At 39.6% G+C, this 12650-nt stretch carries 7 protein-coding genes; all 7 read right to left on the bottom strand.

The features are described from left to right. Nucleotides 1–6: 6 nt before the first annotated feature. Nucleotides 7–1776, bottom strand: coding sequence for an aspartate--tRNA ligase (gene aspS, locus L2567_RS12215; RefSeq protein WP_235298062.1), 1770 nt, complete (start codon nucleotides 1774–1776; stop codon nucleotides 7–9). A 63-nt stretch (nucleotides 1777–1839) separates the two neighbouring features. Beyond that, complete coding sequence (locus L2567_RS12220; protein WP_235298063.1) at nucleotides 1840–2628, bottom strand: hypothetical protein; 789 nt, start codon at nucleotides 2626–2628, stop codon at nucleotides 1840–1842. A 174-nt stretch (nucleotides 2629–2802) separates the two neighbouring features. Next, on the bottom strand, nucleotides 2803–4353 hold the full coding sequence (locus tag L2567_RS12225; protein ID WP_235298064.1) for a caspase family protein: 1551 nt from the start codon (nucleotides 4351–4353) through the stop codon (nucleotides 2803–2805). 214 nt (nucleotides 4354–4567) lie between these two features. After that, a complete protein-coding gene (locus L2567_RS12230; RefSeq protein WP_235298065.1) occupies nucleotides 4568–6613 on the bottom strand; it encodes a M12 family metallo-peptidase in 2046 nt (681 codons plus the stop codon). A gap of 256 nt (nucleotides 6614–6869) precedes the next feature. Next, nucleotides 6870–9818 carry a tetratricopeptide repeat protein gene (locus L2567_RS12235; RefSeq protein ID WP_235298066.1) on the bottom strand — a complete coding sequence of 983 codons (2949 nt, stop codon included), beginning with the start codon at nucleotides 9816–9818 and terminating at the stop codon, nucleotides 6870–6872. A gap of 223 nt (nucleotides 9819–10041) precedes the next feature. Further along, nucleotides 10042–11139 carry an AAA family ATPase gene (locus L2567_RS12240; protein ID WP_235298067.1) on the bottom strand — a complete coding sequence of 366 codons (1098 nt, stop codon included), beginning with the start codon at nucleotides 11137–11139 and terminating at the stop codon, nucleotides 10042–10044. 44 nt (nucleotides 11140–11183) lie between these two features. After that, nucleotides 11184–12650, bottom strand: a complete 1467-nt coding sequence (locus L2567_RS12245; protein ID WP_235298068.1) for a carboxylesterase family protein — start codon at nucleotides 12648–12650, stop codon at nucleotides 11184–11186.

Consider the following 12650-nt stretch of genomic DNA (forward strand, 5'->3'; position numbering starts at 1 on the left):
GACACGCTACTTATTCTCCAGATCAAGATCTAAATGTAATTCTTTCAACTGTTCCTGGTCAACCGGTGCCGGGGCATCAATCATGATGTCCCTACCCTGATTGTTTTTAGGGAAAGCGATAAAATCCCGAATGGAGTTCTGTCCATTTAAGACTGCACACAATCGATCAAATCCAAATGCAATGCCTCCATGAGGAGGAGCACCATATTCAAAAGCACCTAAAAGAAAACCAAATTGAGCCTCAGCTTCCTCCTTGGTGAATCCCAGTAAGTCAAAATTCTTGGATTGGAGGTCACGATCATGTATCCTAATCGATCCTCCTCCTATTTCAACACCATTGATGACTAAATCGTAAGCATCTGCTCGAAGAGACTTCATGGTTTCATGGTCACCTGTCAACATTCGCTGTTCGTCCTCTTTCTTTGGTGCGGTAAAGGGATGATGCATGGCGTGAAAACGCTCAGATTCCTCATCCCACTCTAGCAATGGAAAATCAACGACCCACAGTGGATTAAACACTTTAGGATCCATCAGTCCCAGTCGACGGCCCATTTCCAATCGTAATTCATTGAGCTGCTTTCTGGTCTTCTCAGCCTCACCTGAGAGTGCAAAAATAATGTCACCTGGAGTGGCACCCATTCTATTTCCCCAATTGACCAGAGCTTCATCATCGAAGAATTTTCCCACTGTTGATTTGATAGATCCATCTTCATTAAATTTAACATATACCAAACCTTTCGCTCCGATTTGAGGACGCTGCATCCACTCGGTCAATTCCTTCAAGTTCTTGTTCGAGTACTCTGAAGCAATACCCTTGGCCACGATGCCTACTACCAATTCTGAATTATCAAATACTCCGAACCCCTGGCCTTTTGCAAAGTCATTCATTTCTACGAATTCCATTCCAAATCTGGTATCCGGTTTATCAGATCCGTATCTGGTCATCGCTTCATCATAGGAGATTTTAGGAAAATCAGGCAATTCGATTCCCAACGTTTCCTTAAAAAGATGCTTTGTCAGACCTTCGAAGGTATCGAGGACTTCATCACGAGTCACGAATGCCATTTCGCAATCTATCTGTGTAAATTCTGGCTGTCTGTCAGCTCTTAAATCCTCATCTCTGAAGCACTTGACAATCTGAAAATAGCGGTCCATGCCAGCCACCATTAGTAGTTGCTTAAAGGTCTGAGGTGATTGAGGTAAGGCGTAAAATTGACCTGGATTCATTCTAGACGGCACGACAAAATCACGCGCGCCCTCAGGAGTGCTTTTGATGAGATTCGGAGTCTCCACCTCTACAAAATCGTTATCAGAAAGATATTTGCGCGTCTCAATAGCAAGCTTAGACCTGAAAATTAAATTTTCACGAACCGGAGCTCGGCGAATATCGAGGTATCGGTATTTCATTCTGAGGTCATCTCCACCATCCGTTTCATCTTCGATCGTAAATGGAGGAGTTTTCGATCCATTTAAGATGTCCATTGACCTCACTTCTATTTCAATGTCCCCTGTCGGTCTATTGGGATTTTTATTCGAACGTTCACGCACAACACCTTCGACCCTCAAGACATATTCCCGGCCTAATTTCTGCGCCTTTTCAGCCAACTCCTTGTTGTCATCGATGTTAAATACCAATTGAGTGATTCCGTACCGATCTCTAAGGTCTACAAAGGTCATTCCTCCGAAATCTCTACTCGCTTGATTCCATCCGCTTAAAACTACTTCTTGACCAACATCAGAAATTCTGAGTGCTCCACAATTATGGGTTCTGTACATGTCTTTACTTTTACAAAAATGCAAAGATAGCAGTTTTGTCAAGCTAGAGAAAAAAACGTCATATCAATAGTTTCTGGCTACCATAATACCTCCATTAGCCTGTTTTCGGGTGGACTCCATCATAAAGCCAGTGTTCATAGAATAAGCATCGAATGCATCAACCTGTGAGGAAGTCCAGGTTTTATCTCCAGTAATTGCACCAAATTGTAATACAACTGCAATTCTATTTAATTCATCTCTGGATGGAAGAAACCAATCATTATATCCATCATTCACAAAATTTCCTGCTAGTCTGGCCGCAATATTCATTTCGTTACAAGCTCCAATAATTGCTGCAGTATTCTGTGGTCCGGTACCGATTGCCGTTCCAGTGGCACCTGGTATATTTTGTCCCTGACAACCCCAACTGATTGTATTATTATTCTGACTGTATGCAAATTGTGCCACCATTCCACTGCCATCTTGATTTTGTATTACAATGGTTCCTCCACCATATTGCTTACCTGGAAAGGAAGTCGGGCTCACACCTCGCTCAATAAGATCGATCGGGTCATAACCAATTTTTAAGAGATTTTGTATGCCATCATCACCCATCTGAATTCCAAATCCTATCAATAGATCATCCATGTATGCCTTAGTAACGACATGCTGATCCTGAGTCGGTAATTCAAGTTGCGTAACTCTGCCAGTCACCTGTAAATCTCCCTGCACCTCTGCTTTAGGATTGACCTGACCGTAGAGTTGAAATTGAAAACTTAAAGAAACAAGTAAAATTGTTACAATTATCAATTGCTTAAGGAGAAGAAACTTTCTTGCAAACGCCTTCTCCTTTATGCATTTCGAATCCTTCATAATTAGACTGATTAGATTTGAAATCAATCTACTAAGGATGGCTTAAATAGATTAGCACAAATCTCACAAATACTCCAACATATGTAACATTCCACGTTAACATATACCGTTTTTCGATAGTAAATGAGTAGTACCCCTAAAATATTTTGGGGGCACTGCCTATTCAACTGTTTTTTAGCGGACGATGGATACTGGCATGTCCTGATCATAAGTACCGGCGATGACTGGTGTTTGTCTATTCGAAGTATAGCGACGAACATTTTTATTGACAAACTCAAACAACTCAGAAATAGTAACAATTTTATTGCCATTCTTGTCTGCTTCACCTCTAAGTCCTCGTATCAGGTAGTGACTATAGATTCCTTGTCGTAAACCCGAAGTTTCCATCGAGATTTCCTCGCTCTTAGACGATGTAAACAAAGCCGTTCCAGCTGCAGCATTCTCATACCCATTCAACAAAGATTGCATTCTGGTAGCATCAAATGGAGCTTTCATGGCCAACATTGAACCTGAATGGCATGCATCCGCAAATACAATTTTATGCTTCGCCTGACTTTTATCCAGAATCGACTTGATCTCATGATGTTGCAAAACATTGTTGTAACCGTCAAAGTCAATGGGCAAAAATGATCCTGGTAAACCGTGCCCCGAGTAATAAAGCATGATGACATCATTTTCATCAGCTTTGGAAAAGGTGGCTTCCATTTCCGATAAGATTCTATTTCGCGATGCAGACTCATCGATCAATAATGCAATCCTCTCGTCCGGTATCGCACCACCTTCCGGGCTTTTAAGAAAGGCATAGACCTGGTAAGCATCATCATCCGTATACTTCAAAGTTGGCATGTGATTATAGCTTGCTATTCCAACAATCACTGCCCAAATCTTTACTTCTTTTGACTTTTCAATTTGTGCTACTTCGGTTTGCTTTTTTGCAGAAGGCTTCGCACTGGCATGAATTTTTTTCACAGGGTAACCGGCATTCCATATCGCACCATAAACTGTTCCACTTGCAAAATGCATGACCCCTTCTCCTTCGGGTGCATTATTTTTCCAACCACCCTCATATCGATCTCCATTAGAATAATAGCATATGCCCTGACCTTGTGGAAGTCCATTCACAAATTGGCCTTCGTAGTAAGAACCGTCTCGATAGGTGTATCTTCCAGTACCATTTCCACAATTGTATTTATTACAGTTTTGAACGGCTGTGCTGTTGTTATTTACAGGCTTCTTATTGGGTTTAGGAGCAGGATTAGCTGCAATGGTGGTATGCTCTGCTGGTTCACCACCTTGAATCACACCATTGACCCAGCGAACCATTCTTTTACTGCCGTCAGCATACTCAATGAAACCTTGCCCTTCAAGCGCATCATTGACCCATTGTCCGTCATAGACATCTCCATTGGCCAACTTTAATTTGCCTCTTCCATGTCTCACGTTCATATTAAAGTCTCCTGAGTAAATACTTCCATCCAGAAACTTTAGTACTCCTTTTCCGTGTCGCCTTTGATTGGACCATTGACCTTTATAGATTTTCCCATCACTGAAGAAAAGTGTGCCATAGTGGTGAATCTTTCCATTTTTGAACTCACCACTATATTTTGAACCACTTTTAAAGATGTAGGTACCTTTACCGTTGTTACAATTTCCTTTAACACACTGACCTGAAAGAAGAGAAGCACATAGCAAGACTAATGCTGAAATTAAATACACTCTGTTCATTGATAAGATTTAAACTGTTAATTAGAGTGTATAATAAAACTATGCGGTCTAAGATTTGATTAGTTACTGAACTTGAAAAGCTTTGGAATTATTGTCAATAGCTAGGTAATAAGATTAATATGTTTATGGTGTGGAACATAGCCGTCTTAACCAAAAAACAAATGAGCTTCAGTCTCACTGAAGCTCATTCCTAATTTAATTGATAACTTAATAGTTACTTGATGACAACTTTCACAAGATGCTTAGATGACTCGGATCTAACCGAGATAAAATATAATCCGGCATCGAAACTTCCTACATTAAGCTGCACAGCACTGTTTTTAGCATTAATCACATCACTGTAAATCCTTTGTCCAAAAGTATTGATAACGTCTAAATTATATATGTCTGAAGCAGCGTTATTTAGTTGTATCTGTAACCTGTCAGTCGCAGGATTAGGACTCACTAAAATTGATTCTTCATCATTTAAAGAAAGTGAGGCGCTTTCAGAACCTACACCACATGTGACATCGGCTCCTCTGACTACAAATGTAAAAGTACATCCTACATAATTACTTACTGCTCCATTACAATTGGATCTAACTTCCCAGTCATAAGTGACGTCTGAACCATAACCAACCAGATCGATAAATGATTCTGTAGCGTTAAAAGTTGACCAAGATGTGGTTCCTGCCACTCTGATTCTCACATCATAGGTATTAGCATCAGCAACATCTGACCAATCTAACCGCGCTGAATTGTCTCCACGATTTTTAACCATATTCAATACTGCAAGGTTAGCAGGATCTTCGCAATTAACTTCAGGACAAACATCAGGGCAGCTGCCCCCGCAATCTACTCCTGTCTCATCACCATTCATGATACCATCATCACAAGTAGGGCAAGCGACACAACTTCCACCACAATCTACACCTGTCTCATCACCATTCATGATACCATCAAAGCATGAATTACTTCCAGTTCCTCCTCCCAGACAGCTGGCTTGAGCTACTTTATTCTGCATGACTGCAGCAGGTTGAGGGTGAAAGCCCTCATTAAAATCAAGACCATAATTATTATAGCAATAACTCATAATGGTTCCAGTTCCATTCGTAGCTGGAGGTGGAAGTGGACAAGTCCCTTCAGTAGAACCCGAACATCCATCAATCGCTGTATTATTACCGTTCCAAACACATGCATGAGTATGTCGCGATCCGAATAAGTGCCCTAATTCATGTGCGAAGATTTGCAAATTGAAAAAGTAATCATTCACAAATCCGCTCATACACATACTGTTTGAGGGATCTGAGTTGCAGAGACCAGAAAATCCAGCTGCCACCCCACCAACGTTGTTGTAAACAACGAGTTGAGCCAAATCACCATTGAAAGATGATGCCTTTGCTGATTGGAACAGATTTAAATATGAGCTCGAACTTGAAGGCTTGATTTGCCTTTTACCTCTAGTTGTAAAGTAAGTCAGGCTGGTATTGACTTGCAATTCTGAAATGACTTTATTTACACCATCTCCAGCATAAATTGCAGCAGATTCATTAAATAGATCTGTAATGTACGTAATCGTCTGACTTACCCCTCCCTGCCAATCAACAACATCACTTTCTACTTCAATATATATTTTTACCTCGTCACCGGGACCTCTTAAACTAGATTTAGGAGCTTTTAACATTTCTTTTGAATAGCCTTGGCCATCATCTTTTGTATCACAGGTCAAGTCTTGATGGTTGAGTGAGTTGAGATCAACCAGCACATTTTGTCCTACTTCATTTTTTTCTAATCCCAGATCATGGCTTTCAGAGCTTATAAACCCATGGACTAGTCCATCTCGTAAACTAAGGGCTACCAAAGAATGAGGTTCACCTTCAACGATTCCGCGATAAAACACCATTTCATCCCTATTGAGAGGAAAAACACTTTGAGTCATTCCATCATTTAATGTAATCTGAAATCCAGGTGCAAAAATATTGGATTTAACGAGTGACAAATTAATTTCTTCACCATTAAGACCGATTACTGTTGTCTCCAGATAATTTTTCTTCTCAACAATTACCTTTCTTAATAATTCTTGATCAAATTTTAAAACTGCCTGATCGGATTCGCGATGATTAAATGAAGATTTGTCAGCATTGAGAAAAAGTTTTACGTTTTCAGTCAAACCCCTATCAGCTTTTGCCTTTAAAACATCCTGATAAATAATGTTCTGCTGAGCATTTATTATGCTCGTAGCGAAAAAGAAACAAAAGAAAATGGTAGATAATAATTTCATATACTATTTTTTAAAATTAAAAATATTGTTCTGCGACATGAAATAAGAAGGGTGTAAACTGATTTCGATGGGAAAATAGTAAAAGAAATGCATGTTATAAGTCAATAGGGCCAGAATATTATTTTTTTAACTTTTTCTGGCCGTAACTATGCATAGATTACCGAGGACTTTCACAACTTCCATGAATTCAGCATTAGGATCAGCATTTACGCTTCTTTGTATCCTCATAAAGAATGCATCCAAACATTTATTTCTCTTAATCAACAAAATTTAAGTATTGAGAAGGCGGTTGTCCATACTTTTCTTTAAAACATTTTCCGAAGTATGAGATATTATTGAAACCACATTGATAGGCCACTTCCGATACTTGATAATTTCCACTTGCTAACAGATCTGCCGCCCGTTTCAATCGAAAATTTCTGATGAACTCACTTGCAGATTGATTGGTAAGCGCCTTCAATTTTCGATGTAATTGCATTCTGCTCATTGCAGCATCCTTGGTAAATTTTTCCACAGAGTATTCCGGCTCATCAATGTGCGCCTCAATGATGGATACGATTTTTTCTAAGAACAGCTTGTCCGGATCGGTAATTACAACTTGAGTCGGTTCAATTAGAAAAGTTTCACTATACTTCTCTTTGAGTGCCTGACGCTGATTGATCAGATTCCTTGCCCGCAGCAGAAGTTCTTGATTATCAAATGGCTTGTTTAAATAGTTGTCAGCTCCTTGCGTCAACCCTTCTAGTTTACTATCTTGGTCCGCTCTGGCCGTCAGAATAATGATAGGTATGTGGCTGGTCAATTGATCCTTTTTTAGCCTTCCGCACATTTTCTCTCCACTCATCTCTGGCATCATCCAGTCGGAAATGATAAGGTCAGGAATATATTCTTTAGCTTTTTCCAGTCCTTCTTTACCATCCTTAGCCAGAATGACCTGGTAATCATTGATCAGTAGGTTGCTCAGAAAGATTCTTAATTCAGCGTTATCTTCTACAATTAGGACAATAGGTCGCTCGTCGTTCTCAATTTGACCATGCTCTTCATGTCCATTCTGTAAATGTAGAGGCGTAAGCAAAGTATTTTCTGTTTCTTCATTAGCCATTTCATCATTGCTGAAGTGTTTTTGATCAATAGGAATCCAAAAATTAAAGTTTGAGCCGTGATCTTTTTCGCTGCTAAAGCTGATCTTCCCCCTATGCAATTCAACCAGCTCTTTCGTTAAGGTCAAACCTATTCCAGTGCCATTTCCAGCGTGTACCTTGTCGCTTTGGAAATATCTATCAAAAATTCTGGACAGCTCTTGTTCCGAAATACCCTTTCCGGAATCAATAATTTCGACATATAGCTTTTTATCTTCAAGATTAGCATTAAAGATCACCTTTCCCCTTGCCGGAGTATACTTTAATGCGTTGCTTATAAGATTCGTCAAAATTTTACTGAGCTTATCGGCATCAAAAAACACCAATTGATCTACATTAAAAAAGTTGGTTTGAAAATCAATATCAAGTGTCTGTGCATATGATCTGAAAGAATCTGAAATAATTTTTAAAAAACTGGCCAGATGCTGTTGACTTACTTCCAAATTCAACTTTCCGGCTTCCAACTTACTTAGATCGAGCATTTGGTTGGTGAGTTCCAACAGTCGGGAAGCATTTCTATGAGCCAATTCCACTTCCTGGTGCACCTCTCTTCCATTTTCTGATTCCAGAATTTGAGATAAGGGGTTTAAAATTAAGGTCAACGGCGTTCTAAATTCATGTGAAATATCAGTGTAAAATCTATTCTTAATATCATCTAACTCTTGCAAATGCTTATTGGCTTCCACCTTATTACGATATTGCGCAATTACGATCCCCGTTATGATGATCAAGGAAAGGGCTAGGATGGTAAGCAGCAGATTAAAACTTTTTTGTTTAGAAATTCTCAGATTGGCCACTTCGTTTTGTGCGTTCAGAAGTTCAATCTCTTGCTCCTTTCTTTCTGTTTGAAATCTGGTTTCTAATTCTGCAATCTTTTCCTCACTCCCCATGTTTTGTAGGCTATCGCTCAGCATCTTATGGAGTGTAAGATATTGATAGGCTTCATCGAAATTACCTCGCTGTGCATAAATTTTACTCTTCAGATTTGCTGCATCTGATTTTGTGGGTAGAAGCCCAAGTGAGTCGGAGCATATTTCTACCTGGTCTAAGTAGCTTATAGCCTCGTTATACTTGGTCTGTTTTTCCAAAGCATTCGCTAAAAACATCAAATTGTAGCAAGCACCTGAAGAATAACCGATCCTCCTTTGTATTTCCAGGCTACTTTGATATTTTTCAATGGCCTCGGCGTAGTCCTTTAGTTCGAAATATACATTTCCAAGATTCTGAATGATTTCACTGGCGAGATAATCATCAGATATACTTACGTAGTGTTCTAAAGCTTCTTCATAATATTGAATAGCCAGATCGTAGTTTCCTGACTTTTTCTCCAGCAACCCCAGATTTTTATGGATAAAGGCGACATGACCTTTTTTATCTAATGCTTCAGCGATTTGAATACTTTCTTTAAAGTACTTTCTTGCCCTTTCCGTATGACCCATTTGATTATGGACCACTGCCATATTGATCATTGCAATCTCACGAATATATTGATCGCCTAATTCAACACCTTTTTGGTATGCGGTCAAAGCTTGCTCAAACTTTGACTGGCTCAAATACGCATTGCCAATATTGTTATTTGCGCTCGCTATCTGGATCGAGTCACCTTCTTCACGCGCCAAAGTAATTACCTTATTGAAAATCTCTATGGATTCGGTCCATTTACTTTGTTGATTGTAAACATTACCCAAACCGATGTAGGCATCTGTCAGACCTTTGTAGTAATCACCTGTACCAGCAAGATCAATCGCTAAATTGTAATGATACAGTGCCGAATCTGGTTCACTCTTCGTTCTGAAAATATAACCAAGGTTGTTACGGCCCTGGATTTCTTTTTCTATATCACTAATTTTCCTGCTCAGGTCAATGGCTCTGTAGGTGTAATCGATCACCGCTGCAGGATCACTATAAAATAAATCTGTCTGAAAAAAAGCCAGGTAAGCGTTAATAGTGATCGAATCGTGCTGAGATAGTTTGATAACCCTTTTCAAAGAATCGATCTGGGATTGACCACAGATGACTCCAGGAAGGCATGAAATGTAGATTAGAATGATGATCAATCGGTTCATTACTTTAATTTACATAATAATTGATTTTCTATAAGTTCCTATCTTAAAATTAAGCAAGTATTTGTCTGATACAGATCTTCACAAATTTGAATTAAAAAAATTTAAGGAAATTTTAAGACTTTGGGCAGCACATTTATGTAACCGGCGTTTATTAAGGGCGAGACACATCTAAAAGGCAGCTCCTTCGGAACTCTCACTATTAATTTTTACGAAGAGCTGCCTTTTAATTTTTCAACAAGTTATCCAGGTCAACATTCTCTTCTATCAATTCAATTGCTCTTTTGACTTTCCACGGTGTATTTCGATTGATCTTGACCTCTATCCGGCTTATTTTTAATACCGATCCGTAGGTGTCCAACATGGTCTTAACCAAAGGGATCTTGTATTTATCGACATATTCAAATGCTTCTTCGTTGATTTCCTCTTTTCCTGTGGCAACGATTCCTGCCAGTGGAGATTCATGTTCACCTTCTATATCCTGGGTCAATAACTTTATTTTTCTAATGGCGTTATGCAAATTCTCTGCACCCACCACCAATAGTAAATTCTTAGAATCCTTGAGCTCCTCATATCTTACGAGGGATCCGGCAATGATGTCTTCAACTTCATTATTCAGATTTTCCGCATGCGATAAAACAGTTCCATTAATAGCTATACAAACGGTTTTCATAATGGGATGAGCCAGATGTTTATCATAAGGTATGATGCCTAGCAATTCTAATTCATTACTTTCAAACCATTTCCCGAGATAGTGCTTGATCTTAGGAATCTTATCCGGCAGGACCTTATTAACGATGACACCCAGCACGGGTACATTTTCTTCTCTGAATAGTGAGAGACACATATTTAATTTATCAATCGTTGAACCTATTCCGCCTGGGATTACCATAATAACGTGAGCATCAACCAGTTTAGCGACTTTAGCATTGGATACTCCAGCAATAGAACCTACACCAGTATGCCCGGTCCCTTCATAAACAACCAATTCATGATTTTTCTCCAACTCTTTTTTGGCATCTTTTAACTCCTGAATAATCTGATCTTTAAGCTCTGGATTATCTATGATCGTTTCCGTTGCACCCTTCCCCAAAATAATCGGGCTGTGAATTTCAGGAATCATATTAAAGTTGATCAGATCCGCAAACAACAAGGTGTCTTTGTCAACCCTCAGCTTCTCTATATCAAGAAATTTTTGACCTACTGGCTTACAATATCCCACATTTAATCCCTTCTTCAAAAAGTTGGCGATCAGTCCCAGCGTAGTTGTGGTTTTACCGACATGTTGTCCACTGGCTGCGACATATATACTTTTGTATTTCATATCCTCAGGTTATGCAAAGTGGAATGTAGTAAGAAAAATCGGAATTAATTGCCAGAAATTCTAAGTTCTGAACTTCCCGGAATTTGAACCCTGGTATTTGGGTTTAAGGTCAATGTCTTAATGTTGATGATTTCGTTTTGAGGAACTGTAATGTTTACATCTACCGGAAATATGACTTCCTGGCAACTTAAAGGTGGATGATGATTACTCCATTGCCCTGGATCCATCCAATCTCCATCACCACCTATCCATTCATTTATTTCACCATCTGCTAGTTCAATAGCAATAGTTTGAGTGGCGCCCTGAGTTCCATTAGACAAATAAGGAGTTACTGTCAATTTGTTTTCAGGAGCGTCCGGATTCCAAGTAACTTCCACTTCATGACTGCTATTATCTCCAATCAATTCGCCACCTTCTAACTGCCAATCAAAGAAAACAAAATTATCTGCATTCAAACTGTATCCTACGCTGGGGTTTTCACTACAATACTTCGTTTGCCCCTGCAATGTAGCGGTTACGGGCTCCAGGTATTGACCAAAAAACCAAGACGTAATTTCAGGTATGATATCCTCGTGGAGGACTATGGTTCCATTTTCATGCACACCATGTCCTCGATTGGCATATGAATTAAACATGACAGGAAGACCAAGATCCTGACATCGTTGTGAAATAGGCAAACTGCCATAAACGATCGGGAGATCTGATCCAACAATCAAACCACTGATGTCAGAAAAAGGCTCTCCAATATTATAGGGCACTGTTCCATCATCCTGACTATGAAAAAGAATGGGTGGTGGTTCTTGATTACTTTCTATGAATTGGAGGTCACCCACTGCTCCAGCCAGACTAAACAGTCCATTGGCTTTGCCATCATATCCTAAGTTATCGCCAACACAATCGAGACATCCCTGATCAGGACAATCATTCATTGCATTCTGAGTCCAAATTCTAGTTGATAAGGGTCTTTCCGTATCTTTGTCCATGTACACATTATGAAGTGCTATAAAAGCACCCGCACTATGTCCCCCGATAAATATCTTATCGGTATCAATCTTATATTGCGCTGCATTAGCCCTAAAAAATCGAATGGCTGATCTGCTATCCTGAATGCCTCGGTAAACAGCCCTTGCCCCGAGATCCTTGTCGAAAAGATTCATGCCCAGGCGATAATCTATGGTTGCAGTAACATATCCTCTTCTGGCAAGCCCTTCAGCTAAAAGCCTGATGCTCCAGTAATCTCTTGAGCCCTGAACAAATCCTCCTCCGAAACAAATAATAATCAATGGTCTTTCTGTAATCTGATCATCGGTAGGTTCGAAAATATCCATCCTAAGGGTCACATTTTGAAGATCGTACTCTTTCACCGCGACGGGCAATCCGGTGATAATTGAATATAAGTTGAGATTGTTGTTCCTGGGCTGTGGGACATTCGTACTGAAAACAACGTCATTGGTCTCAGTAATTTCAGTAAAGACTTCATCGATATATCGGCCAGGAATCTGAGTTTTCAC

Origin of the sequence: Portibacter marinus (genome assembly GCF_021533195.1) — a bacterium.
Taxonomy (GTDB): Bacteria; Bacteroidota; Bacteroidia; order Chitinophagales; family Saprospiraceae; genus Portibacter; species Portibacter marinus.